The organism is Cohnella lubricantis, from assembly GCF_014212015.1.
Lineage (GTDB): Bacteria > Bacillota > Bacilli > Paenibacillales > Paenibacillaceae > Cohnella > Cohnella lubricantis.
The window spans coordinates 62,436-87,904 of record NZ_JACJVN010000028.1; the positions used below are offsets into that span (position 1 = coordinate 62,436).

Annotated in this window: 20 protein-coding genes; 1 reads left to right on the forward strand and 19 read right to left on the reverse strand. The window is 59.7% G+C overall.

From position 1 onward, the window contains the following. Positions 1-325: 325 nt before the first annotated feature. From fmt to H4Q31_RS07730, 9 genes are all read right to left on the reverse strand, one after another. On the reverse strand, positions 326-1,279 hold the full coding sequence (gene fmt / locus H4Q31_RS07690) for a methionyl-tRNA formyltransferase (RefSeq protein ID WP_185178492.1): 954 nt from the start codon (positions 1,277-1,279) through the stop codon (positions 326-328). Between the two features lie 4 nt (positions 1,280-1,283). Further along, entirely contained in the window at positions 1,284-1,769 is a 486-nt protein-coding gene (gene def / locus H4Q31_RS07695; protein ID WP_185178493.1) for a peptide deformylase, read from the reverse strand. 33 nt (positions 1,770-1,802) lie between these two features. Next, positions 1,803-4,367 (reverse strand): primosomal protein N', encoded by a 2,565-nt coding sequence (priA, locus tag H4Q31_RS07700; protein ID WP_185178494.1) that lies wholly within the window; start codon positions 4,365-4,367, stop codon positions 1,803-1,805. Next, the gene (gene coaBC, locus H4Q31_RS07705) at positions 4,364-5,641 is read right to left on the reverse strand and encodes a bifunctional phosphopantothenoylcysteine decarboxylase/phosphopantothenate--cysteine ligase CoaBC (RefSeq protein ID WP_185178495.1); all 1,278 of its coding nucleotides are present in this window, start codon (positions 5,639-5,641) and stop codon (positions 4,364-4,366) included. Before coaBC ends, priA begins: the two co-directional genes overlap by 4 nt. Before the next feature lie 191 nt (positions 5,642-5,832). Continuing rightward, entirely contained in the window at positions 5,833-6,036 is a 204-nt protein-coding gene (gene rpoZ, locus H4Q31_RS07710; protein ID WP_185178496.1) for a DNA-directed RNA polymerase subunit omega, read from the reverse strand. Between the two features lie 4 nt (positions 6,037-6,040). Beyond that, positions 6,041-6,676 carry a guanylate kinase gene (gmk, locus tag H4Q31_RS07715; protein WP_185178497.1) on the reverse strand — a complete coding sequence of 212 codons (636 nt, stop codon included), beginning with the start codon at positions 6,674-6,676 and terminating at the stop codon, positions 6,041-6,043. A gap of 13 nt (positions 6,677-6,689) precedes the next feature. Beyond that, positions 6,690-6,950: an extracellular matrix/biofilm regulator RemA gene (remA, locus tag H4Q31_RS07720; RefSeq protein WP_005548256.1), complete on the reverse strand. Its 261-nt coding sequence runs from the start codon at positions 6,948-6,950 to the stop codon at positions 6,690-6,692. Between the two features lie 357 nt (positions 6,951-7,307). Next, entirely contained in the window at positions 7,308-8,144 is an 837-nt protein-coding gene (dapF, locus tag H4Q31_RS07725; RefSeq protein WP_185178498.1) for a diaminopimelate epimerase, read from the reverse strand. 149 nt (positions 8,145-8,293) lie between these two features. Further along, positions 8,294-11,101 (reverse strand): calcium-translocating P-type ATPase, SERCA-type, encoded by a 2,808-nt coding sequence (locus tag H4Q31_RS07730; RefSeq protein ID WP_185178610.1) that lies wholly within the window; start codon positions 11,099-11,101, stop codon positions 8,294-8,296. 179 nt (positions 11,102-11,280) lie between these two features. Between H4Q31_RS07730 and H4Q31_RS07735 the strand changes: the two genes are divergently transcribed. After that, positions 11,281-13,101 (forward strand): Rqc2 family fibronectin-binding protein, encoded by a 1,821-nt coding sequence (locus tag H4Q31_RS07735; RefSeq protein WP_185178499.1) that lies wholly within the window; start codon positions 11,281-11,283, stop codon positions 13,099-13,101. Between the two features lie 177 nt (positions 13,102-13,278). Here the strand turns inward: H4Q31_RS07735 and H4Q31_RS07740 are convergent, their stop codons facing one another. The 10 genes from H4Q31_RS07740 to H4Q31_RS07785 form a co-directional block, all read right to left on the reverse strand. After that, positions 13,279-14,124 (reverse strand): PHP domain-containing protein, encoded by an 846-nt coding sequence (locus H4Q31_RS07740; protein WP_185178500.1) that lies wholly within the window; start codon positions 14,122-14,124, stop codon positions 13,279-13,281. Beyond that, positions 14,121-15,020 (reverse strand): LysR substrate-binding domain-containing protein, encoded by a 900-nt coding sequence (locus tag H4Q31_RS07745; RefSeq protein WP_185178611.1) that lies wholly within the window; start codon positions 15,018-15,020, stop codon positions 14,121-14,123. Before H4Q31_RS07745 ends, H4Q31_RS07740 begins: the two co-directional genes overlap by 4 nt. Positions 15,021-15,158: 138 nt before the next feature. Beyond that, positions 15,159-15,596: a hypothetical protein gene (locus H4Q31_RS07750; RefSeq protein ID WP_185178501.1), complete on the reverse strand. Its 438-nt coding sequence runs from the start codon at positions 15,594-15,596 to the stop codon at positions 15,159-15,161. 121 nt (positions 15,597-15,717) lie between these two features. Beyond that, a complete protein-coding gene (locus H4Q31_RS07755) occupies positions 15,718-19,107 on the reverse strand; it encodes a response regulator (protein ID WP_185178502.1) in 3,390 nt (1,129 codons plus the stop codon). Between the two features lie 158 nt (positions 19,108-19,265). Then, on the reverse strand, positions 19,266-19,964 hold the full coding sequence (locus H4Q31_RS07760; RefSeq protein ID WP_185178503.1) for a response regulator transcription factor: 699 nt from the start codon (positions 19,962-19,964) through the stop codon (positions 19,266-19,268). A 206-nt stretch (positions 19,965-20,170) separates the two neighbouring features. Then, positions 20,171-20,479 (reverse strand): YlbG family protein, encoded by a 309-nt coding sequence (locus H4Q31_RS07765; protein WP_185178612.1) that lies wholly within the window; start codon positions 20,477-20,479, stop codon positions 20,171-20,173. Between the two features lie 20 nt (positions 20,480-20,499). Continuing rightward, positions 20,500-20,994 (reverse strand): YlbF/YmcA family competence regulator, encoded by a 495-nt coding sequence (locus H4Q31_RS07770; RefSeq protein WP_376698226.1) that lies wholly within the window; start codon positions 20,992-20,994, stop codon positions 20,500-20,502. Between the two features lie 65 nt (positions 20,995-21,059). Further along, positions 21,060-23,090, reverse strand: coding sequence for a helicase-associated domain-containing protein (locus H4Q31_RS07775; protein ID WP_185178504.1), 2,031 nt, complete (start codon positions 23,088-23,090; stop codon positions 21,060-21,062). Between the two features lie 3 nt (positions 23,091-23,093). After that, a complete protein-coding gene (locus H4Q31_RS07780) occupies positions 23,094-24,800 on the reverse strand; it encodes a DNA repair helicase XPB (RefSeq protein WP_185178505.1) in 1,707 nt (568 codons plus the stop codon). 183 nt (positions 24,801-24,983) lie between these two features. Continuing rightward, positions 24,984-25,424 carry a CBS domain-containing protein gene (locus H4Q31_RS07785; RefSeq protein WP_311771700.1) on the reverse strand — a complete coding sequence of 147 codons (441 nt, stop codon included), beginning with the start codon at positions 25,422-25,424 and terminating at the stop codon, positions 24,984-24,986. Between the last annotated feature and the right edge of the window lie 45 nt (positions 25,425-25,469).

The window sequence follows — 25,469 nt, forward strand, 5'->3', positions numbered from 1 at the left end:
CCGACATAACAATAACAATGCCTTATTGGGGCTTTATGCCCGCTCTCCCCTTGCGTCAGGAGATTCGCGTCACTATTCCACTATCCCCGTCGCTCAGTGATAGGCCACTTCAATCAACTACAGTACTCGTTCCATCAGTGACTGTGCTATCAGTGATAGGAACTATTCCGTCAGCGATAGGATTGCGACGCCAATAACACTCGCCCCTCTCGCATCCTGAGTTAATGGGAGAGCGGCTATAAACGCGCGGAACCCTGACATCGGCGCTGGTTGCAGCGAGATGGGGAGCCGAGCGAACTTCCTTACATAGAAAAACGGCGCTCGATTAACCGAGCACCGTGCCGGGCGCTAGTCTCGCCCCTCTCGCATACTCTGCCGCGGACAGCATTTTCTTGCCCGCCGGCTGCACTTCCGTCAATACGATGCTGCCGTCGCCCGTCCGGACCCGAATGCCGAACGGGCCGCTGTCCAGCACTGTGCCAGGCTGCGAAGCAAGCCACTCGGTCGGCAGTTCGGCGTCCGACGCCGCCGGAGCCTTGCACCCCCACACCTTGAACACTTCGCCGTTCAGATGCGTGAACGCACCCGCCATTGGATTCAAACCCCGCACCCTGTTAAACACTTGGCGCGACGTATGCTCCCAATGCAGCCGCTCGTCGTCCCGCGTCAAATTCGGCGCGTACGTCGCCAGCGCGTCGTCCTGCTTCACGCGCGGCGCCGTGCCTGCTTCGAGACGCGGCAGCCATTCTTCCAACAGCTTCGCGCCCGCAACGCTCAGCTTCTCGAACATCGTTCCCGACGTGTCTTCGTCGGTGATCGGCACTTCAACGCGCGCGATCATGTCGCCCGTATCGAGTCCCTCCGCCATATACATCAGCGTCACGCCCGTCGACGGCTCCCCGTCGATGACCGAGCGCTGAATCGGCGCGCCGCCCCGATAACGCGGAAGCAGCGAGCCGTGCACATTGACGCAGCCGAGCCGCGGCAGATCGAGCACGCCTCGCGGCAGGATCTGTCCATAGGCAGCCGTCACGATAAGGTCGGGCGCGTACTCCGCCATGGCAGCGACGGCTTCCGCCGCGCGCATCTTCTCCGGCTGGAGCACCGGCAATCCGTGCTCCAGCGCGAAGGCTTTGACCGGCGGCGGCGTCAACTCCCGCTTGCGACCCTTCGGGCGGTCGGGCTGCGTGACGACGGCGGCGACGTTATAACCTTTCTCCAATAGCATTCGCAGGGAAGGAACGGCGAACTCGGGCGTCCCCATAAATACGATACGCATCGGCTTACTCCCCGTCCTGTTCCGGAACCGCCTTGCGCTCGTAGACGGATTCGGCCAAATCGATGAACAGCACACCGTTCAGATGGTCGAGCTCGTGCTGAAGCGCCCGCGCCAGCAGGTCGGTTCCGGTATATTCCACCGGGTTGCCGTGGCGGTCTTGGCCGCGGATGACAACCTTCTGCGCCCGGCGCACATCGCCCTGCAGGCCGGGAATGCTGAGGCAGCCCTCCGGACCGAACTGTTCGCCTTCCTTCGATACGATCTCGGGATTGATGAGCTCGATCAAGCCGTGCTCCTCGTCGGCGTCGACGACGAACACTCGCTTCGAAATGCCGATCTGCGGCGCTGCGAGCCCGACGCCGTCCGCGTCGTACATCGTGTCTGCCATATCGTCAAGCAGTTTATGAAGATTAGCGTTAAACTTCGTTACTTCCTGGGCACGCTCCCGAAGGACGTCGTCCGGATGTTTAACGATCATACGAATAGCCATGGAATCCTCACCCTTCACCGGGATAGTTGATAATTAAAGCATCATCTGCGGGTCGACGTCTACGCTGATCTGCGCGCCTGTCCGCTTGGCCGCCTCGGCCAGCTCTTGAAGCGCTTGTGCAGTCCAGCCGAGCGCGTCGACGTCTCCCCGATATTTTATCATACATTGAAAACGGTAGCGATCCTTCAGCCTCGGAATCGGCGAAGCGACAGGCCCCAGCACCTCTAGCGCATTCGGCGCGCCGTAGGCGTTCGATCCGGTAAGCCCTGCCGCGGATGCCCGTTCCCGCAGCTTGGAGGCGAACGATTGCCCCATCGCGATCAGCGCGGGCGCTTGTTCATGAGACAGCGTGATCGAGATCAGCCGGCCGAACGGCGGATAGCCGAGCTTCCGCCGGTGGCCGAGCTCTTGCTCCGTGAACGCCGCATAGTCATGGTGACGCACCAAGGCGACGGACGGATGCTCCGGCTCATACGTCTGGATAATCACTTCGCCTGGCAGCTCATGCCGACCGGCGCGGCCCGCCACCTGGGTCAGCAGTTGGAACGTCCGCTCCGGCGCTCGGAAGTCAGGCAGCTTGAGCGCGGAATCCGCGGCCAGCACCCCAACGAGCGTCACGTAGGGGAAGTCGAGCCCCTTGGCCACCATCTGGGTGCCGAGCAGCACGTCGGCGCGCCGTTCGCGGAACTGGGTCAGCCACTTCTCGTGCGATCCCTTCTCCGAAGTCGTGTCCACGTCCATCCGAATGACCCGGATGCCCGGGAACGTCTGCGACAGCGCCTCTTCTACCTTCTGCGTTCCCGTTCCAAAAAAACGAATATGAGGGCTCTGGCAGGAAGGACAGACGGAGGGCTCCCGTTCGGCGTAGCCGCAATAGTGGCAGCGCAGGTTCTGGGAGCCGCGGTGGTAAGTCAGAGCGATGTCGCAATGCGGGCACTGCGCCGTATAGCCGCAGGAGCGGCACATGACGAACGTCGAGTAACCGCGGCGATTGAGCAGAAGAACAGACTGCTCGCCCCGCTCGAGCCGCGCTCTAAGCGCGTCCGCCAACGCCCCGCTGAACATCGCCCGGTTGCCGAGCTTCAGCTCCTCGCGCATGTCGACAATCGTGACACCGGGCAGCGGACGGTCGCCAACCCGTTCCGGCAGCGGCACGTAGACAGGACGGATCGCATCGTCCTCGCTAGCGGAAAGGGCAGTTGTCCCTTCGCCAGCGGACGCCGCATAGGCACGACGAGCGCCAGCCGCTGCAGTTCCCCGCGCAATGGCCGCCGCGTACGTCTCCAACGACGGCGTCGCCGATCCGAGAACGACGGCAGCGCCATGCTGCCGCGCCCGCTCCACAGCGACGTCGCGCGCATGGTACTTCGGGCTCTCTTCCTGCTTGTAGGACGTCTCATGCTCTTCGTCGATGACGATCAGGCCGATCCGGCTGAACGGAGCGAAGATCGCGGAGCGGGCGCCGATCGCCACTTGGGCGCGCCCGTCCCGGATTCTGCGCCATTCGTCATAGCGCTCCCCGTTCGAGAGGCGGCTGTGCATGACCGCCACGCGCTCGCCGAACCGGCTCTTGAAGCGCTCAACCATCTGCGGCGTGAGCGAGATCTCAGGCACGAGCACGATCGCTTCGCGGTCCTGATCGAGGCACTTCTGGATCGCTTGCAAATAAATCTCCGTCTTCCCGCTGCCCGTCACGCCGTGGAGCAGGAACACGTCATGCCGCCGCTCCGCCACCGCGCCGGCGATCGGCGCGAACGCTTCGGCCTGCGCCGGCGTCAGACGCATCGGCGCCGACTGCGGGAAGTTGCGGCCCGCATAAGGATCGCGGTCCTCCTCCACCTGCCTCAGCTCCAGCAAGCCTTTGTCCGCCAGCGCGCGAATCGTCGCCGTTCCCGTGCCAACCTCCTCGGCAAGGCGCTGCTGGGCGATCGGCTCCGGATGCGCCAGCAAATACTCGAGCGTCTCGCGCTGCTTGGCCGCTCTGGCGGGTATCGCGGCGATTCCCTCGCGCAGCGCGTCCGGCTCCGGCGCGAATACCGTGAGCACGGTACGCACCGACAGCCGGTCTTCGACCTTCTGCGCCTCTTCGAGCAGCCCCGCCTTCAGCAGCTTCTTGATCGCGTCCGCACGATCCGGGAATTGCTGGAGCAGTCCGGACATCTTCAGCGGAGAGTGGCGCTCCAGCGCCTGCTTCAGATCGCCGTAAGTCTCCAGCGTATCTGCAGGCCACTGTGCGCCGCGGGCTAATGTGATATATTTCTCCGTCTTGCCCTTCAATGCGGCCGGCAGCATCGCTTGCAGCGAGATCGCGAGCGGGCACAGCCAGCGCCGGCTCATCCATTCGCCGAGCTCTACCAGCTCGGCGGAGAGCGGCGGCACGGCATCGAGCACGTCCGCCAGTTCCTTCAGACGCTTCAAGTCGACCGAAGCGTCCTCGGCCAGACCGACGACGATGCCCTGCAGCGTTCGCCCGCCGAACGGAACCGCGACGCGGCTGCCGACCTCGACCCAGCCTTCAAGCCGCGGCGGTATGAGATAGTCGAACGGCCGATCCGTCTCCCGGCTCGGTACGTCGACAATGACTCGCGCGACGCTCATGAGCGCGTCTCCTCTCGGCCGGGACCGCTCGCCTGGGGCCCGTTCCAGCCCGCGCGCTCGCGCACGATGGCCCACAGCCGCTCCGCGACGGCGCGCTTCGATTGCAGCGGCAACGCTTCAACCAAGCCTTCTGCGCCGTATACTTGCACTGCGTTCGTATCCGTGCCGAAGCCCGCGCCTTCCTGGGACACGTCGTTGGCGACGATCAGGTCGCAGCCTTTGCGGCTGAGCTTCTCCACGGCATTGCGCTCGACATCGTTCGTCTCTGCGGCGAAGCCGACGACGAACGGTCCGCGCACCGCGGCCGCAGACCCCTGCCGCCTCCATTCGCCGATGGCCTGCAAGATATCCGGGTTGCGGACCAGCTCCAGCGTTAGCCGCTCCGACGCCCCCTTCTTCATCTTGCTCTCATGGCGCACAGCCGGGCGATAATCGGCCACCGCGGCCGCCTTGACGACGGCGTCCGTCTCCGGCAGCCTAACCATGACAGCCTCCAGCATCTCTTCGGCTGACTCCGCCTTCACGAGCCGCAAGCCGGCTGGCGGCGGTCCGTCCGTCCTCGCGCAGACAAGCGTCACATCCGCGCCTTGATCGCGCGCGGCTTCGGCGATAGCAAAGCCCATCTTACCCGAGGAATCATTCGTGATGTAGCGAACCGGATCCAGCCGTTCCATCGTACCGCCGGCCGTCACAAGCACGCGTTTGCCTGCGAGCGGCCTGCTGCCAGCCAACAATTCCCAAGCTGCCTCGGCAATCTCCTCCGGCTCGGCCAGACGGCCTTTGCCCACGTATCCGCAGGCAAGCTGCCCCGTCCCCGACTCTACGAACCGCACGCCGCGATCGGCGAGGATCGCTAGATTCGCCTCTACAGCCGGATGCGCGAGCATGTGCACGTTCATCGCCGGCGCGACAAGCACCGGAGCCGTCGTCGCCAGCAGCGTCGTGCTTAGCATGTCGTCGGCGATGCCATGGGCCATCTTGGCGATGATGTTGGCGGTCGCGGGCGCGACGATGACGAGATCGGCCGAATCGGCCAGATCGATATGCTGCACGCGGGAGGCGTCGTGCTCGTCGAACACATCCGTCGCCACGGGATGCCGCGACAGCGTCTGAAGCGTCAGCGGCGCAACGAACTTCGTCGCCCCCTCCGTCATGACGACGCGGACGGACGCCCCCATTTTCACCAGCAGACTGCACAAAGAAGCCGCCTTATAGGCTGCGATTCCTCCAGTGATGCCGAGCACGATCGTACGCCCTTCCAGCCTCTTGCTCATCGTTACCCCTCCCGATTGCTAGAGTCGACTTTGGTATAAACGAGATATAGGCCGCCTGCCGCAATATCGGCCTATAGAGAAAAAAAACAACCGCTCGGGTTGTCCTAATGGCCGCGACTCTATTCTCTCTCTTGCAGCGTCCCGGGCTGTGATCCGGTCTTACGGCGCGCGGCGGCTTCTTATTGATCTTATTAGTCTTGCCCCATCGATTCGACGCTGATGTATTCATGATAGATCTCTTCCAGCGCGAAGCCGACAACCTTGTGAGCCTTCGGAGCCGTCAATTGCGACTGCTTGCCGTCGCGGAGCGCTCTCGCTCTCTTGGATGCCGCTACGACGAGCGTATACTTGCTGTCTACTTTACGTACGAGTTCATCAATCGATGGATATAACATATGCTCACCTCTCCGATCCGTTTTGCGCTGTCTCCAAGCCCTTCAGCTCATCGATCAGCTCGTGAAGAAACCGTTCCCGCTTGCAATGCTCCGCCGTAATGATCGCCTGGATGCGTTCGCACGCGCATTCGATCCGGTCGTTCACGACCGCGTAGTCGTATCGGCTGAGCAGATTCATCTCCTCGACGGCGACGGACAAGCGGTGATCGATCTTGTCCTGCGTCTCGGTGCCGCGTCCGACGATGCGCTGCTTCAATTCGCCAAGCGACGGCGGCAGCAGGAAGACGAATACGCCCTCAGGGAACTTCTCCTTCACCTTGAGAGCCCCTTGGACTTCGATCTCCAGAATAATATCTTTGCCTTCGGCGAGCGTCTTCTCAACGAAGTCGCGCGGCGTGCCGTAGTAGTTCCCGACATACTCCGCGTACTCGAGCAAGGCGTCGCCGGCAATCATCTCTTGGAATTGCTCTCTTGTCTTAAAAAAGTAGTTGACGCCGTCCTGCTCGCCGCTTCGGGGAGCGCGTGTCGTCGCGGATACGGAATAGATCAAATTAGGCGCCCTGCGCCGCAGCTCCGCGCATACCGTTCCTTTGCCGACACCCGACGGACCGGATAATACAATTAGCAAACCTCTGTTCATGGACTTCCCCGATTCATTCGTCATTATCGTCGTCTTTGGTCGATAAACGGTGCGCCACCGTCTCCGGTTGGACGGCCGACAGAATCACATGATCGCTGTCGGTAATGATGACGGCGCGCGTACGGCGGCCGTAGGTGGCATCGATCAGCATATGCCGGTCCCGCGCTTCTTGGATGATTCTCTTAATCGGCGCGGATTCCGGACTGACTATGGAAATGATGCGATTCGCCGAAACGATGTTGCCAAAACCGATGTTGATCAGTTTGATCGCCATGCAACTTTTCCCTCCGGTTATTCCTCGCAAGCATCTCCGGGGCGCCTCTTCTACGCTCCCATTGTTACCGAAAGCGGCCCCCCGCATACTGCGGGACATTGATACGACTGAAATTCAACAGCTCCCTGCACCCGGACGTTATATCCGAATCGCAAGCCATATTGAACTATTTTACTTGAAAATGATGGGCCGGACAAGAGGGAAGAGGCTCTCCCGCCTAGTGATAATCGAATTTCCTCGTATCCTGTCGCCAATCCGCTTGCCGGATCGCATCTGGAAACAGAACGAAGACCCGGTATGCGCCGGGTCTTCGGGTGTGCTGCATATAGCTGATGCGGCGCGTATAGATGAGACGCGTTACGCTTCAACTTCGCCGACATAAGCGATTGCGGCCGGGCCGGTCATGTAGACGCGGCCGTCGTCTTCGTTCCATTCGATGAACAGGTCGCCGCCGGCGAGAGAGATCGTCGCCTGGCGCTCCGTCAGCCCGTTCAGCACCGAGGAGACGAGCGTCGCGCAAGCGCCTGTTCCGCATGCGAGCGTCGGGCCCGCGCCGCGTTCCCACACCCTCATGTCCACTTGATCGCGGGCGTTCACCGTCGCGAATTCGACGTTGATCTTGCGAGGGAAGAGCGGATGCGTCTCCAGCTTCGGCCCCCACTTCGCCAGATCGAAGCCGGCAGCGTCGTCCACATAGATGACCGCGTGCGGGTTGCCCATCGACACGGCGGTGAATGCGAACTCCTTGCCGTCCACTTCAACCTTATGCCCGATGATCGGATTCGCGTCGATCGTCGTCGGCACGTCCAGGCCGTTCAACACCGGCGCGCCCATGTCGACGCGTACCTTCACGGCTTTGCCGCCTTCGATCGTCAACTGCAGCGGCTGCACGCCTGCGCCGATCGTCTCGATCGTGAGCTCCGTACGGTCCGTCAGGCCGTTATCGTATACGTACTTGGCTACGCAGCGGATCGCGTTGCCGCACTGCTCCGCCTCGGAGCCGTCGGAGTTGATAATGCGCATCTTGAAGTCCGCGCGTTCGGACGGGAGAATGTAGACGAGTCCGTCCGCGCCGATGCCGAAGAACCGGTTGCACAGCTTCACGGCGAGCACGGATGCGTTCGCGGGAAGCTCCTTCTCTCCGTAGACGACAATGAAGTCGTTGCCGAGCCCATGCATTTTCGTAAAATTCATATTGCTTTAGCCTCCTGCGTGAGTACCTGTCTGCCGAGCCTGCCCGAATCGTCTGCGACGGACAGGTCTCCAATGCTTCTATCATAACGCAGGAAGAGCCGTTTGCGCATATAGCAATCTCTTTTTTATTTGCATTATTCCGTCACACCTTAGCGAACGGCAGGACGCGCTGCGTTGCCGTAGGAGATGCGGCCGCTCTTGCGGCGGCGCCGCGACGAGCCCCAGACGCTGCCGATGCCCATCAAGAAGGTCGGAATGCCTGCTGCCACGAATACGAGCGCCCAGTCGCGCAGCGAGAGCGGAACGGTCTTGAAGATCGGCTGCAGCGGCTCCACGTACAGGACGGCCAGCATCAGCAGCAGCGAAGAGAGCACCGCGAGCACGAGGAATTTGTTCTCGAAGAAGCGGCGATGGAAGATCGAACGCGAGCTTCGGCAGTCGAAAACGTGAATGAGCTGCGCCAGCACGAGCGTCGCGAACGCGACGGTCTGCGCGTGCACGAGCTGCGCGCCGTCTCCAGACATACCGCCAAGCGTCAGGACGAATGCCGCAAGCGTACAGACGCCGATCAGCACGCCGCGGCTGATGATCTTCCAGCCGAGCCGGCGGGCGAAGATATTCTCCTTGGCCGAACGGGGCTTGTGGCGCATCAGGTCGCTCTCCGCTTGATCGACGCCAAGCGCCATGGCCGGCAGGCCGTCCGTCACGAGATTGACCCATAGAATCTGGATCGGGATGAGCGGCAGCGGCAGCCCGGCCATCATCGCGAGGAACATCGTTAGAATCTCTCCTACGTTGGAAGCGAGAAGGTAGCGGATGAACTTGCGGATGTTCTCATAGATGCCTCTCCCTTCCTCGACGGCGGCCACGATCGACGCGAAGTTGTCGTCCGCGAGCACGAGCGACGACGCTTCCTTCGTGACGTCCGTGCCGGTGATGCCCATGGCGATGCCGATGTCAGCCGCCTTGACCGCCGGCGCATCGTTGACGCCATCGCCCGTCATGGCGACGACATGCCCTTGCCGCTGCAGCGACTGAACGATGCGAAGCTTGTGCTCCGGCGAGACGCGGGCGTACACATAGACGTCGTCGGACGTCTTGTCGAGCTGTTCGTCGGTCATCAGCCCGACGTCGGCGCCGCTCATTGCTTTGCCGTCCTTCGGCAGAATGCCGATCGTCCGGGCGATCGCTTCCGCCGTCGTGCGGTGGTCGCCGGTAATCATCACCGTCTTGATGCCGGCCTGCCGGCACTTGACGATCGCTTCAAACACCTCGCGCCGCGGCGGGTCGATCATGCCGGCTAAGCCGATAAAGATGAGACCGTTCTCCGCTTGATCCTCATTGTCGCACTGTTCGTGAGCGCGGACGTCGCGATAGGCGAAGCCAAGCACGCGCAGCGCGTCCGACGCCATTGCTTCGTTCGCTTGCAGCACCTTCGTTCGAAGCGTTCCGGTGAAGGGCACGACGTTGCCGTCCCACAGCACGTAAGAACAGCGCTCAATCAACATATCTGGCGCGCCCTTGGTGCAGATGAGGTTACCGCCTTGATGAGCGACCATGACGGACATCCGCTTCCGTTCGGCGTCGAACGGAAATTCCTTCACGCGCGGGTACAGCGCTTCGAGGGAGGAGCGCGACACGCCCGACTTGCCGGCTAACACAAGCAGCGCGCCTTCGGTCGGATCGCCCTTGACGTTCCACGGCGTCGAGCCTGCGGCCTCCGCCTCCTTGGCCGCCTTCTTGCGCTTCGCCTCATCGCTGCGCTCTTCCGTCGCCAGCTCGGCGTTGTTGCACAGCGCAGCGATCTGCGTCAGCCGCCGCAGCCCGGCGTCGCCCTTCACTTCCACCGGCTTGCCGCCCGACAGGAATTGCCCCGTCGGCTCGTAGCCTTCGCCGGACACATCCACCTGGCGGCCGCCGATCCACAGCCGCGTGACGGTCATCTTGTTCTGGGTCAGCGTGCCGGTCTTATCCGAGCAGATGACCGAAGCGCAGCCGAGCGTCTCGACGGAAGGCAGCTTCCGCACGATCGCTCTTCGCTTGATCATCCGCTGCACGCCTAGCGCAAGCGCGATCGTGACGATCGCCGGAAGACCTTCCGGGATGGCGGCCACCGCGAGGCTCACGCCAGCCAGGAACATATCATAGATCGGCTGGCCGTGCAGCACGCCGGCCAAGACGACGACAACGGTGAGCGCAAGAGCCAGGACGATCAGAATTTTCCCCAATTGCTCCAAGCGTCTCTGCAGAGGAGTCTCGGACTCCTCCGTCTGCTGAATGAGATTGGCGATATGCCCCATCTCCGTCGCCATGCCCGTCTTAATCACAATGCCTTTGGCCGTCCCGCGGGTGACCATCGTGCCGAGATAGGCGCAATTCTTCCGATCGCCCAGCGCCAGCTCGGGCGAACCGATCGCTGCGGCATGCTTGGCGACCGGCACCGACTCGCCGGTCAGCGCGGCCTCCTCAATCGTGCACTGATTGCTCTCGATGAGCCGCAGGTCGGCCGGAACCCGGTCGCCGCTCTCCAACAAGACGAGATCGCCCGGCACGAGCTCCTTCGCCGGCACGATGACAAGCGCCCCATTCCTCATCACTTTGGCGGATGGAGCCGACAGCTCTTTAAGAGCTTTGAGCGAACGCTCCGCCCGATATTCCTGAAGGAACCCGAGCACCCCGTTAATTAAGATAATCGCGATAATCGTCAGCGCATCCAGCATCTCGCCGAGCAATCCTGAGACGACGGTCGCGCCTACGAGCACAAGTACCATGAAATCCTTGAATTGGTTAATGAACAGCTTAATCGGAGACTCTCCCTGCCGTTCCGCCAATTCGTTCGGACCGTGCTCGTTCAGCCGGCGTTCCGCCTCTTCCGGCGCGATGCCTCCTTTGATGTCGGTCGCCAGCGACTTTGCCAGCTCGTCCTCTGTTAACTGGTGCCAAGCCTTCCCTTCCACGACGGTCATCCCCTCCCGCAATCGCCGTCCGCCGCCTAGCTGGACAGCCGTTCTCCCCTATGTCTATTCAGACAAGCCGAGGAATATCCCCTGCCCCGAGACTTTCCCTTTGCGGGCAACTATGGCATCATAGGATAACGGAATCCTTCCGAATTGAATCTAACCAGGAGTTATTCGCCATGTCGCTCGATGGGATCGTAACGAGAGCGCTCGTCCATGAGTTGCAAGTCTTGGCCGGCGCGCGCATTCATAAAATATATCAACCGACGGACAACGAAGCCGTGCTTCATATTCGCGGACAAGGGTTCGGCAAGAAGCTGCTCCTGTCCGCCCACCCTTCCATGCCGCGTGTACATTACACCGAGAAGCCTTGGACCAATCCGATGGAGCCGCCGATGTTCTGCATGCTTCTGCGCAAGCATTGCGAAGGCGGCATTATAGAAGAGATTCGCCAGGACGCCGCAGAGCGGATCGTCTGGTTCGACATTCGCCACCGGGACGAGCTTGGCGACCTGTCGATCAAACGGTTGACCCTCGAGATCATGGGACGCCACAGCAACTTAATCCTGCTGGATCCGGCCGCCGGCATTATTCTGGACAGCATCCGCCACGTCACGCCTGCGATCAGCAGCTATCGGGTCGTTATGCCGGGATCGCCATATGTCTCGCCGCCTCCGCAGGGCAAGCGCAACCCGTTCAACGGCCTCTCCGAGGCGTCGTTCCGCGAAGCGCTGGAGACAGCACTTGCCGGAGGCGACAGCACGAGCGTTAGCGTAGTCACCGGTGCGGGCGGCGGCGCGAAGAGCGATGCTATGGCGGCCAACGCCGTACCGAATGCCAAAGCGCTGGCCGGCGCGCTCGTCGCCGCCTATTCCGGCATAAGCCCGCTGCTGGCCAAGGAGATCGTTCACCGCGCGGACGGCTTGCAGGAGAAGCTCTGGCCCGCATTCCGCGAGATGATGGAAGCATTTCACCATCATCGCTACGAACCGTCCATGGCGGAGACGGCGGACGGACGCACTTACTTCTCCGCTGTCCGTCTTCTTCATCTCGGAGGCACGATGCGGGCATTCGAGTCGATGGGCGAATGCTTGGACGTTTACTACGGAGACAAGGCCGAGCGGGATCTCGTCCGCCAGCGGACGACTGACCTCACCCGCCTGCTGCTGAACGAGACGGCGAAGAACGAGAAGAAGCTGGAGAAGCTGCGGGAGACGCTGATCGAAGCGGACGAAGCAGACCGCTTCCGCCGGATCGGCGAGCTGCTTACCGCTCATCTGCATCAGATCAAGCGCGGAGACGCCTCTGCGGAAGTGATCGACTATTACGATGAAGAGCAGCCCGCGGTGACGGTTCCGCTCGATCCGCAATTGACGCCGACCGAGAACGCGCAGCGCTACTTCCGCAAATATACGAAGCTCAAGAACAGCAAGGCGGTCGTCAGCGAACAGATCGAAGCGGCCGAGACGGAGATTCGTTATCTCGAATCGGTGCTGCAGGGGCTCGAGACGGCCACTCCTGCCGATATCGAAGAGATCCGCGAGGAGCTGGCGGAGCAAGGCTACGTCCGCCTTCGCAGATCGGCCAGAGGCGCGAAGAAGAAGCGCGGCGACCGCCCTTCGCTGCTCTGTTATACGTCCAGCGAAGGCGTACCGATCTATGTGGGCAAGAACAATACGCAGAACGATTATGTCACGAATCGTCTTGGCCATCCGACGGACACGTGGCTGCACACGAAGGACATTCCCGGCTCCCACGTGCTCATCCGCGGCACCGATTACGGAGAGACGACGCTGCACGAAGCGGCCATGCTGGCCGCCTACTATAGCAAGGCGAAGGAATCGAGCCGGGTGCCGGTCGACTACACGCGCATCCGCCTCGTCCGCAAGCCGAGCGGCGCGAAGCCCGGCTTCGTCATTTACGACGGACAGAAGACGTTATACGTGACGCCGGATGAAGCGGCTATCCGCAGTCTGCCTAGCCAAATCAAGCAGGTATAACCATAGAGAAGCCGTCCCAGGTTCTATTGCCCGGGACGGCTTCTTTGTATGCTTCGCAAGCAGTGCTTCAGATGCAGACGCCGGGGCAGCAGGACGCATAACGGAATCCGCTGCCGTAAGCCCTCTGGAACGATCCGCCGCGCGCATCGCCCAAACCGACCCGCCGGCCGCCCGCGCCTACATTCCCGCGTTGCGGCGAAGCTGCGCCAGCATGGAGGCGTCCACCGTGCGGTTGCCGATCGCACCGTGGTACAGCTTGCCTTTGCGCGCACCGTGGAAGTCGGAGCCGCCTGTGACGAACTTGCCATGGCGCTCCGCTATCTCGCGAAAGAACGCTTCGGCCTCAGGGCCATGATCCGAATGATACGCCTCGAGTCCGTCGGCGCCATTCAAGAGCAGCTTCTCGGCCAAGGCATCATTGCCATACAGCCCCGGATGCGCGACAATGGCCGTTCCTCCGGCCTCGTGAATCCATCGGAACGCCTCTACCGGCGATATACGCTCGGGAGGATTCACATAGCCCGGCTTGCCTTCCGCCAAATACCGATCGAACGCCTCCTGCACCGACGCTACCGTCCCGAGACGCACCATCGCTTCTGCGATGTGCGGCCGGCCGATCGTCTCGTCCTTGCCAGGCTGACGTCCCGCTGCCTCTTCGACCATCGCCATCGTAATCGGAATGCCAAGCCCGTTCAAACGCTCAAGGATGCTCTCGTTGCGCCGCTCGCGAACGCTCCGTTGGGAATGAAGTCTGCTAGTCAGCTGCGAATCGGCCGGATCGATATAATAGCCGAGCACGTGTACTTCCTGGCCTTCATAGGAGGTGCTGATCTCGACGCCCGGAACCACCTCGACGCCAAGCGCATGGCCAGCCTTCTGCGCTTCTTGAATCCCTGCCGTCGTATCATGATCGGTAATCGCAATGGCTGCAAGCCCTGCCTCCTTCGCCATCCGGACATTCTCCTCCGGCCGATGAAGCCCATCCGAGGCCGTCGTATGGGTATGCAGATCCGCCTTGTTCATGATGAAAGTCCCCTTAAATATTCGATTAATACGGAAGCGTGGAGCGGCAGATCAGCCAACTTCGACCGAACCGCATAGAACTGGCGGCGGAACGAGATGCCTTCGATTCGAACCGGCTTCAGCAACCCCAGCGCCGATTCGTTCTTGATCGCCCAGATCGACAAGAACGTCAATCCCAGCCCCGCTTCCACCGCCGATTTGACCGCTCCGTTGCTGCCGAAGTCGCTGACGATTCGAAGCTGGTCCTCGCCGATGCCTTGGCGTTCCAGCTCCTCCACCATTACCTGCCGCGTTCCAGATCCGCTCTCCCTTAATACCAACGGCTCTCGCAGCACTTCCTCAAGCGTCACCGCTTCGCGGGAAGCGAACGGATGGCTGACCGGCGCGACGAGAACGAGCTCATCGTTCATGACCGGCTCGGTTATCACGGCCGGGTCGTCGGTCGGCGCTTCCACAAGCCCGAATGCCAACCCATGATGAGCGATCTCCTCGACGATCTCGCTCGTATTCATGACCCGCATGCTAACCGACACCTCCGGATATTGAAGCAGGAACGGACCTAACAGCCTGGGCAGCACATATTCCCCGATGGTGAGGCTAGCGGCGAACTTTAATTGGCCTTTCAAATTGTCGACGTGCTTAGCCATCAGAGCATCTGTCTCGCGCATAAGCTCCACCGCTTTGCGCGCCTGCGGAAGCAGACAGCGGCCGGCTTCCGTCAACTCCAGCCGCTTGGTCGACCTCAGCAGCAGCTTCACGCCAAAGCGCTCTTCGAGAGCCTGGATTTGCATCGTGATGGCGGGCTGCGTCATATGAAGCGCTTGAGCGGCTGCTGAGAAGCTTCCCCTCTCCGCCACTGTGTAGAATATGTGAAGTTGATGCACATTAAGCGACATCCGTCTCATTCACGCCTTTCCGATCCTGCGTTGTCTCCCATTATAACATAGGATTTCCATGCTCCTGCTTGATCGATCGCCTAATCCATCTAAAAAAAAAGCATGCCTTAAGGCATGCTTCGTCGTAGGCCGTCCGCATTATCTTCGTTTGCGGTTATTCTTAATTAACGTCATTCGCCTGGAATGGCGAAGCCAGGAATAATACGTCTTCAAATCCCTCAGTTCCATCGTCTCCGACATACGGCCCAGGAAGGTCACCACGATCATCTTGTGAAGCGGATTGCCCAGCAGATCCACTTCTTTATCCGAGACGGAGAACTCGGCGACGAACACCAGATCGTCGTCGATCGTATAGACATCTTGCTCGTTCCTGTAATACGATACGATGCGCCCTTCCTTCAGACATTCCCACATGAACTGGGCGATATCGGAGTATCCAGTCTTGTCGGACTCCACCCGGTCAGTCCACCTGGCGCGAGCATGGTTGGTGATAATGATATCGACAATCTTCTTGTCCCCTAACGGAACATGAAAAGGCTCATATGTACTCCAACGTTCGGTATGCTTGTCTTTCACCGGGTTACCCCCTTCCTGGGTATGAGTCCAAAGGACTAGTTCAAGGGTAAAAAATAGGAAGTTAAGTACATTCTAACTCACACTTTCCCGATCATTCAACAAAAAAATAAAACGGATACAATTATGTAAAATATAAGGGTGAACGCCTATTTTCTTCTAACTTGACCGCGTCGATAAGCTCTCGCAAAACCGTCTCCAAACGCGCCATATATACCGTTCCTCTCTGGCCGATCGCCGAGACGCCGCTTGCCGCCATTTCCCGTTCCAATGCTTCCGCGGCATCAAAGACAGGCTTGGCTGACAAATTGCCAGACACTCCCTTTAAGGTATGCAGCCTTTTGCCGGCTTCGTCGGCATCCCCGGCCAGCAGCAACTCGCGAAGCTCGCCGCAAAATCCATTATATTCCACGACGAAGCGGCTCAACATGTGTCGAAGGATCGTCTCCTTGCCGTTCACTCTCGCCAATGCTTCCTCCCAGTCGATATGCTTGGCATGCTGTAACCAACGATCGACCGCTTCGAACAGCACCTCCGCCTGAACCGGCTTCGTAATTACATCGTTCATCCCGGCCTGGAAGCACCTCTGCCTGTCCTCCGCCATGACGTTCGCCGTCATCGCGAGAATAGGAAGCTGCCATCCGTTCCAATGCTCTCGGATCGCTAGCGCTGCTTCGATCCCATCCATCTCGGGCATATGCAGATCCATCAGAATCAGGTCCCATTGTTCTTCTTGAAGCATCTCCAGCGCTTCGCGGCCATTAGCCGCGACGCCTGTCTCGTAGCCTTTGCTCTGCAGCAGCTCGCAGGCGATCTGTTGATTGATGACATGGTCTTCAGCCAGCAGGATACGCGGCCGGCTCGAGCCGCCTCTTCTTGTGACCTGAGCTTGACTATTCATTCGCTCGTGGGCCTCTTCCAGCTTGAAGCTGTCGAACACCCGAACGAGCGAGCGCCGGTTCACAGGCTTCACCAGCATGCGGTCCGGCTTGTCGGAGAAGTCCATTCGCAGCCATTCGCTCTGGCCGAGCGGGGTCGTCATCGCGACGATGCGAGCGGAGCCCGCTGATTGCTTCAATTGCCGCCACGTCTCTACGCCGTGCATATCGGGCATCTCCATATTGCACAGAACGCAATCGAAGCCGCCGAATCCCTCTGCTTCGTCCAACAGAGAGATCGCGTCCTTCCAGCTGCCGATGAATCCGGCATCGACCGGAAGGGACGCCAGCATGCCTTGGAGCGCCTGCCGCATCATACCTTCCCGCTCGATACAAAGCAGCTTTAAACGCTTCTCCGCAGCAGCGGCAACAGGTACGAGCTCCGACGCCGACTCCGGAGCGACAGGAATCGACAGCGTGAAGAAGAATCGGCTTCCAACGCCCGGTATACTCTCCGCCTCCAGCCTTCCTCCCATTATCCGGATCAACTCTTCGGCGATGACCAGACCCAGACCCGTCCCGCCGTATTTGCGGCTTGTCGAACCGTCAGCCTGAGTGAAGGGCTGGAACAATCGGCTCATCTGATCAGGCGTAATGCCAATGCCCGTATCCGCGACCGAGAATTCGATACTTGCCAATCCCTCTTCCAAGGCTACCGGCTGAACCCGAAGAAGCACATGGCCGTAATTCGTGAATTTGACGGCATTGTTCATCAAGTTAATCAACACTTGGCCAAGCTTCAGCGAATCGCCAACCAGACGGGCTGGAAGTTGGTCCGATATGTCGAAAATCAGATCCAATTCTTTCTTGCCCAGAAAAATGCCGATCGTGTCGCCGAGCCTGAGGAACAGCTCTTCCGGATCAAACACATCCTTCTCCAGCTCAACCTTGCCCGCTTCGATCTTGGAGAAATCGAGAATGTCGTTGACGATGCCCAGCAGCACTTCGGAAGACGTGACGATCTTCTGCATATAATCTTGCTGCGCATCCGTCAGATCGGTTCGCTGCATAAGCTGAGACAATCCGATAATGCCGTTGATCGGCGTCCGAATCTCATGGCTCATCCGCGCGAGGAACGAGCTTTTGGCTTCGTTGGCGTCCTCCGCAATCTGCTTCGCCTCGATGAGCTCGGCCTCGATCTGCTTCTGATGTGAGATGTCCCGGAACAAGGCTACGTAACCCGTCGTTCGGCCCAACGGGTCGATGATTTTGCTCGCGTTCAAGTACACCGGAATCGGACGCCCGTCCTTGCGCGTATAGATCCATTCGTCTGAGAAAGACTTTCCGCCTGCCATCATGGCGTGCATATAATCGATGCCTGGCGACACATGGCGTCCGAGCTTCCCCGATAACCGCTTGGCCTTCATCTCGGCTTCTTCTGCAGGAGAGAAAAATAACGGGGTGACGACGCCTTCAATCTCCTCCGGCTCGTAGCCCAGCATCAGCTGTGCCGTCTTGTTGAACCTCGTAATAATGCCATCCTCATCCGTCACGATAATGCCGTAATCATTCTGGTTCGTTACCGCCTGCAGCGGTTCGAACAAGTTCCGCAGCTGCTCGGTCATCTTGTTCACCGAAGAAGCAAGCGCCCCGATCTCGTCGCGGACGCCGGTCTCTAACCGCTCCACGTGAAAGTTGCCGGCTGCGACCTTCTCCGTCGATCGCAATATTTCCCGAATTCGTTTGAATAGCGGAGTGATCATAAGCAGCAACAGGAATGCCAGCACCAGCTCCGCCAACAGGCAGACCAGAATCGTCCGGAGCTTCAGCGTCTGCAGCGGTTTATACAACTCTTCCGTCGGAATGGCAAGTATGAGCGTCCAATCTGTGCCGGTTACATTCGAGACATAATAATGATTGCCTCCGCGAGCCAAGCTTGCATTGCGGGATCCCGCCAATCGAAGCAGGCTTCCGCGAAGGTCATCGCTTAGGACCGGAGCGGACTCCGTCGAGAAGATCTTGTCGCCATCGCCGTCGAACAACAAATAGCTTCCCAGCGGTTCCTTCAAGTCCCCATTCGCCGGCCGGTAGAGAGTCAGTCCGTTCTCTATCTCCGAGATTGGAGCCGACGCCCACAGTACGCCCGTAATTACCCTGTATTGGTCGCGCACCGGGACAAGCAGGTTGATTCCGGGATGGCCGGTATCGCCAATACCTTCATGAATATTCCAAATGATCGATTGCCCTGCCGCCGCCATTACAAAGACAGGGTCGCGGCTTATATTCTCAATCGATCCGTCGGTTCGCCAGAGAATTCCTTTTAAATCGCTATAGCCGAGAGCATAGAACGAGCTAAGGGACCAGAACTCCTCCCTCAGAGCCTTCATATAATCTCCGTCGCCGCGGGCGACAACGGAGATTCGGTCGCTTAGCGCGTTCGCTTGCTTCAGCAAGGTGCTGGTGCTCGACGCGAGCGAAGCCGCGCTCGTCCTTGCCAGATTGTCCGCACTGCTCGTCAGCGTAATTTGAATGGTCTTCTGAGCGGAAGCATAATAGATCCATCCGCAGATCAGCAGCGTAATTCCCGTACTTAACAGCAGCAGCAGCCAGGTGCGCAAGCGCAGCGATTGGAACATATGAGGCCTTTCCCTCCGGTAGTCTGGACATTGTGGCTTGCCGTTCGGAGCGCCGCCTATTGGCCGCAATTGAACGGCGACAATAAAAACCTCCTTCTCGCCGCAGTAACAATGTTAGATTCCGGCGTGAAGGAGATAGAGATGCAGCAGACGATCAGCTAATCGAGCGAAAGCTTGTAGCCGACGCCCCAAACGGTCTTAATGAACTGGGGTTCCTTCGGATTGGTCTCGATCTTCTTGCGCAAGTTCGTAATATGGACATCAATGGCCCTATCGTTCACGTAAGAATCGATGCCTCGCAGCGCGCTGATCAGCTCGTCCCGCGTAAATACTCGTCCGGGAAATTCGAACAGCAGCTTCAGCAGCTCGAATTCGGAGAAGGTCGTCTCGACAGAGACGCTGCCCACCGATATGAGGCGCTTATGCAGATCCAGCACGATGCCGTGCTCGCCCTTGCCTTGAACTTCAACCTCTTCCGCCGACGCAGGATGCGGGAGCTTGTACCTTCGCACCGCCGCGCCGATTCTAGCTTTAAGCTCTTGCATGCTGAACGGCTTGCACATATAGTCGTCCGCTCCCGCATTCAACGCCCTCACACGCTCGTTCACTTTCGTATTCATGGAGATGACGATGATCGGCGTATCCGAATGCCTGCGCACGCTTTCGCAAAGCTCGATGCCGTCTAGATCCGGCAGCATTAGATCCAGAAGGATAACGTCCGGCGCGAAAGATTGCATCGCTTCGAGCCCGGCCTTCCCGTTCTCGACTCGGCATACGGAGAATTGTTCGTCCGTCAAATACATCGATATCATTTCACCGATTATTATCTCATCTTCGATAACGAGAATTTTGGTCAATTTAGCCGCACCTCGAATCGACGTTAATTGTTTTGATTCTTAAAATTTCGCTAACATTTTACTTTATTTAATTATATATGGATCACAAAATGATGTCTATACAGTCACATTCCGCATTGCTTCGGACTTTCGAACGAAATTGTTAACCAAATATAAGCGCAGCAAAAAGGGCTTCCAAGCGCTGGAAGCCCTTCTCGCGGCACCGTTCACAGCCCATAAAATCTGGTCTTATCCGGCACGTTGCGCTCGTATTCCGTCTTGATCTCATTGCGGTAGGAACGCTCGATCTTCTTGACGTATGGCAGCCGCTGCAAGTTCCGCATCGTCTCTTCGGCGGATTCGGCATTGACGTACAGCACCGCATAGTGCATCTTACGCGATAAATAATGAAGCGAGCCGTACTTCTCCAACCCGCGGGCCGCCTTCCAATCGCTGTACCACACGATGAATCCCGTGCGTTCCCCGAATTTCCGGCTGATCCCGTTATCCTGCTTCTCTTCCGGTTCGGGTCCCATCGGCTCTAACGCTTCGCTCGTCATCCGCATCCTCCCCCGCCGCACGAACAGCTGCCGCCGCTTCCGCAGCCTTTGGGGTTCGGATTATTGTCCGGAACCTTAATCGTGTCCGATACCGCTCTTGCGATCATCAATGACACTTCGTGCAGCAGAAGATCAACAGCCTGCTCGGCCTGCTTGAATTGTCTAACCGGCTCGATGGCGTCCATCCGGGCTTCCAATTCATAAACCCGATCCAACGCTTCGTTATAATCCGGGTGAAACCGGCCGAACCGCTCGCATTCGGCAAACCGTTCCTTCGCCTTGGCAAAATCCTGCGCCAGCTTGCGGACGTCGTCGTCCTGGCTCACCTGTTCCTTCAAATAAACATATTCCGCGGTTAACGCGGATTGTTTGATCATCTCGCCCAACTCGTAAGCGCGCATCATCAGAGACGCAAAATCGGCGGATTCCCCGGCCTCTGCGCTTCCAGGCGCCGCTGTGTCGGGCAGGTGCTCGGTCATTGTCTCGACCATTGGGCTCATTCCACCTTCCCTTAGCCTTACTCCCTCCTATCATACCATAAAGGACGTTCGGGCAGTCAATGATTTGTCCTTGGCAGCTCGGAAGCGCCGTCCGGCAGTTCGATCATAAGCTCTCCCAAGCTGTCGCCGGACCATTCGACTTTGGCGGTCCCTCCCGGGTGCGGCGTTCGAACCGTTCCCTCGACCTTCCAGCTGCCGTCTGCCGTCACCAGCGCTTCCGGTATGAATTCGATCCAGCCGTCTACCCGTTTCACCCGGACACCTGTGCGCCAAGCCATCGCCCGTTCGATGATCTCGCGCCGGGTTGACGGATGATAGCTGCGCGGCTTCTCCAGCCAGACAGAAGGGATGGATTCCACGCCGGGAAAAAGCTCCTCTCGCTTCGGAATCGAACCGTCCGGCTCGTATATCGCGAGCAGCTGCTTCAGGCGGATCCAACCTAAATCCGCACCGGAGGCAGCCTTTACGGCTGAAGCTTCTGCCGCTGCTTCAGAAGCGTTAGCGCTTGAATCGGCTTCGCTTGCGGAGCTGCCTGGCCGAGCGGAGTCGCGGTTCTCGGCGAGCGGATAACCGAGCTCGCTCAGTCGTCTGGCCAGCACGCGAACACCTTCCGGCTTGACCGCGAAGATATAGTCGTTCAGCCTCTCCAGCAGCCAATCGGATAACGGGCCATCCCCGGCAATCCGATCCGCCAGCTCTTTGGATGCCACGCGAAGCAGCTTCGCGTCGACGATCGACAGCTTGCCAATGCGCCCGAACCAATCCTCCAGCGCGTGTGCGGCAGGGTCGGGCAGCGCTGCGCCGGACACCCTCTCCAGCCAGTCGGTCAAGGTTGACAGCGTATAACCGTCTTCGCCCGCGCGAATGCAAGAAGATCGTGTGATCCGATACGTAGATACGATGTCCAGCGAGGTTCGCTCCGCAATTTGTTCCAATCGCCAATACACGCCGTAGGTAGCTTCGGGCGGCACGATAATATCGAGATCGGGTTGAATGTACAAGACGCCGTCTCCGGGGCCGTCATGTCCGGCATGCGCACGTTCAGTTGACCGCAGCGCCGGAAGAGTTGGATCGATCAGCCACCGCAGGAATACCTGATCCCTTCCGGCTATTCTCTCCATCCAGCCGAAGGCAACGAGCAGCCCAGTCCACCGATCGAGCGCTAATCGCTCGCGCTCTACCAGTTCCTCGCCCCACTGCCGGAGCGCATCGTCCGCCTCAAACCATTCATGCGGCGGCATCGCTCGAAGCGCGATGGCGGCCCAATGCATCGTCGCCTCCTGCCCGGCATACCGTATGGTCACTATCTCTAGCAGCTTGGCATCCACGGCGGCAAGCGGCAAGTCCGCCCAAGACTCAAGCGCGCTAGACGCCGCAACGATTCTTTGCGGCTCCCGAATAAGCCAGCCTAGACTTAATCCCAGATCCAGCGCCAAAGCGACATTGGCGGGCACCGCTGGATCGGGCAGCGCAAAGAACTCGAATCCTTTCAGCTCTATTTCCTTTAAAGCCATGGCTTCCGCCAGCTTCACCAGCCGTTGCTTGTTCGGAGCTCCCTTCGCTGTCAGAGGGAGCCCCTTCCGCCGAATGTCCGACCATGCGCTCAGCAGAGCCAATGACAAAGGCAGCCGGAGCTGCGCTTCCCGCTCGCCGAGATCCGGTTCCTTCCGAATCGGTGTTCCTGCTGTGAGCGGCCGAAGAACAAGCTGCCAGACGCCGACCAGATCTGCCGGCACATACAACAGCCGTTCACCCCACGCCTTGCGGATCGCGAACAGAACACCGTCCCGGCGCATCCGGGCGAGCGCCACGCGAATCTCAGCCCCTGTCCAAGCTGGCGCCTGCCGAAGCCTGGCCTCCGCTTCTTCTTCGCCGAAGGGCTGCCCTGCGTAGCTGCGCACAAGGCGAAGCAACAGCTGTCGATCAAGCGGCTTCGCGGCTTCCGCCCAGCGTGCCGCCCATTCAGCGCCGCTTAACGCCGCATCGAGCGTATGGCCGCTCAGCATGTGATCCCTTATAAGCGGCTGAGACTGCAGCCGCTCCTTCTCCTCTGCCGGAAGACGGGCAAGCGTGTCCGCCAGCTTCACGTTCTAAGCCTCCTCCCGCAAGCCGGCGTCCGATTCGAACCGGGCCTGCTCATATTGATAGCCCTGCTCCAATAGAAATCGCTGGCGCTTGCGTGCGTATTCTTCTTCGTCCGTCCCTTCACTCACAAGCGCGTAATAGAACACGTCTGCGCCGTCCCGCTTCGGACGCAGAATACGGCCAAGCCGCTGCGCCTCCTCCTGCCTTGAGCCGAAGCTGCCCGACAATTGAATGGCCACCGAAGCATCGGGGAGATCCACCGCGAAGTTGGCTACTTTGGAGACGGCAAGCACGCTGAACTCGCCGCGGTTGAACTTATCGTACAGCCGTTCCCGTTCCCGTTGCGGCATGCTTCCTGTAATGAGAGGGAATCCGAACCGCCGGGATACGCTGCGGAGCTGATCCAAATACTGTCCAATAATTAGGGTGGGCTTCTCCGGGTGCTGCGAGAGCAGCCGTTGAACGGCATCCAGCTTGCAGGGATTCTCGCCCGCGATCCGATGCCGGTCCCGCTTCGGCGCTTCCATGTATCGGGCAGCCGTCTCTTCCGGAAGCGGCACCCGCAACTCCCGGCAAGTCGGCCTCGCGATCCAGCCCTCTCGCTCCAAGCCGCTCCATGCAGCTTCATACCGTTTGGGCCCGATCAGTGCGAAGACGTCTCCTTCGCGCCCGTCTTCCCGGACGAGCGTCGCTGTCAAGCCGAGCCGCCGGGTCGCTTGCAGATCCGCCGTCAATCGGAAGACCGGCGCGGGGAGCAAATGCACCTCATCATAAATGATCAGCCCCCAATTGCGGCCCTCGAACAGCTTCCAATGCGGATGCTCCTCTTCCTTCGATTTGCGGTGCGTCAATATTTGATAGGTCGCCACCGTGATTGGCCGCACTTCCTTGCTCTCCCCCGTATAGGCGCCGATCTCCTCCTCCTTCAGCGTCGTTGCCGCAAGGAGCTCGCGAATCCATTGCGACACCGACGTCGCGTTCGGCGTCAGAATCAGCGTCTCGCATTGCAGCCTCGCAATCGCGCCTATGCCAACCCAAGTCTTGCCTGCGCCGCACGGCAGCACAACGACGCCGCTGCCGTCCTCGCGGCCATTCGCCGGCTCCGGCGCGAATGCTTCAACCGCTTCCGCTTGATAATCGCGCAGCGCAATCGGCTGGCCCGCTTCCGTTCGGCCCAGCAGCTTCACTTGCAGCGCTTCCCCTTGCCGGCAGCCGGCCTCGTCCACGACAGGATAGCCTCGCGCGATCAGCTCGCGTTTGATCCAACCTCGCGAATCCGGGCGAATGCGGATTCGACTTCTCCCGGTCGCCGGGCGCTCCAGCAGGCAGGCATCGAATCCGCGCCCAGACAATACTTCCGACAGCAGAGACGGGGCGTCTGATACGAGCATCAGCCCCTCATCCTCGACTAGGCGCAGCTTGCCGTACCGGCCCATGAGCAGGCGGATCTCCCTTTCCAGAGAAGCCGGCAAGCCGTACCGTGTCAGCGATGACAGTTCGCGAACGGCCTTGTCAGCCGTCCAGCCTGAAGCAGCCGCATTCCACAACGTAACCGGCGTCATCCGGTACGTATGCCATTCCCCCGGCCTCTTCCGAAGCTCCGCGATTGACCGGAGCAGGTCGCGGGCTTCTGCATATCTTGGATGCGACTCGCTGACTAACAGCGTGCCGTCCTGCTGCGCGAGAATCGGCAGCGGTTGGACCGATAGCATCGGCGATTCCTCCTTCTGTCGCGATTCCTCCGGACTCCCCTTCGCCCGGAGCACAGATATGCCCTCACGTCCCCATGATGTCCATTTCACCGCAATTTAAAGCAGAAGCTCGGCAACGCAAAAAAAGACGAAACGGCAACATATGCCGCTTCGTCTCTTGCTGCCGTTCCGGCAGCCAAAGTCTCAATGCGTGAAGGACGGCTCCCGATGCTCATGCTCCGAGATGCCGCTGAGCGCCTCACCCGCTTCGCTGACGAATATCTCCCTCATGGCAAGATCGCCGATCGAGATGACGCCCAGCAATTCGCCATTCTCGACGACGGGCAGCCGACGGATCTGGTTCGCTGCCATCCTTGCGCCTGCTTCATCTACCGACAAATTCGGCGAGATTGTCTCCACATCTTGGGTACACACGTTCATAACGGACTCCGAACCGGGATTCTTGTTCGCGTAACCGCGGATGACCAAGTCCCGGTCGGTGACGACGCCGATCAGCTTGCGCCCTTCGACGACGGGCAGAAATCCGATGTCGTGCTGCTTCATGAGAACCGCGCACTCGTAGATATTATCCTTCGGCGTCACGGTTACACAGTCTTTGGTCATGATGTCTGACACTTTACGCACAACGCTTCTCCTCCTTTCTCGGGATGCTCGATATAGCGTAGCCGA

Coding starts and splice junctions, on each gene's coding strand:
- dapF (WP_185178498.1), bottom strand. CDS start 8,144: ATGAATTTTACGAAAATGCATGGGCTCGGCAACGACTTCATTGTCGTC.
- gmk (WP_185178497.1), bottom strand. CDS start 6,676: ATGAACAGAGGTTTGCTAATTGTATTATCCGGTCCGTCGGGTGTCGGC.
- H4Q31_RS07740 (WP_185178500.1), bottom strand. CDS start 14,124: ATGAACAAGGCGGATCTGCATACCCATACGACGGCCTCGGATGGGCTT.
- def (WP_185178493.1), bottom strand. CDS start 1,769: ATGGCTATTCGTATGATCGTTAAACATCCGGACGACGTCCTTCGGGAG.
- rpoZ (WP_185178496.1), bottom strand. CDS start 6,036: ATGTTATATCCATCGATTGATGAACTCGTACGTAAAGTAGACAGCAAG.
- H4Q31_RS07765 (WP_185178612.1), bottom strand. CDS start 20,479: ATGGGACCCGAACCGGAAGAGAAGCAGGATAACGGGATCAGCCGGAAA.
- H4Q31_RS07770 (WP_376698226.1), bottom strand. CDS start 20,994: ATGGTCGAGACAATGACCGAGCACCTGCCCGACACAGCGGCGCCTGGA.
- priA (WP_185178494.1), bottom strand. CDS start 4,367: ATGAGCGTCGCGCGAGTCATTGTCGACGTACCGAGCCGGGAGACGGAT.
- fmt (WP_185178492.1), bottom strand. CDS start 1,279: ATGCGTATCGTATTTATGGGGACGCCCGAGTTCGCCGTTCCTTCCCTG.
- H4Q31_RS07735 (WP_185178499.1), top strand. CDS start 11,281: ATGTCGCTCGATGGGATCGTAACGAGAGCGCTCGTCCATGAGTTGCAA.
- H4Q31_RS07745 (WP_185178611.1), bottom strand. CDS start 15,020: ATGTCGCTTAATGTGCATCAACTTCACATATTCTACACAGTGGCGGAG.
- coaBC (WP_185178495.1), bottom strand. CDS start 5,641: ATGAGCAAGAGGCTGGAAGGGCGTACGATCGTGCTCGGCATCACTGGA.
- H4Q31_RS07780 (WP_185178505.1), bottom strand. CDS start 24,800: ATGCTATCGGTCCAACCGCTGCCGATTCTCGCGCAGCAGGACGGCACG.
- H4Q31_RS07755 (WP_185178502.1), bottom strand. CDS start 19,107: ATGTTCCAATCGCTGCGCTTGCGCACCTGGCTGCTGCTGCTGTTAAGT.
- remA (WP_005548256.1), bottom strand. CDS start 6,950: ATGGCGATCAAACTGATCAACATCGGTTTTGGCAACATCGTTTCGGCG.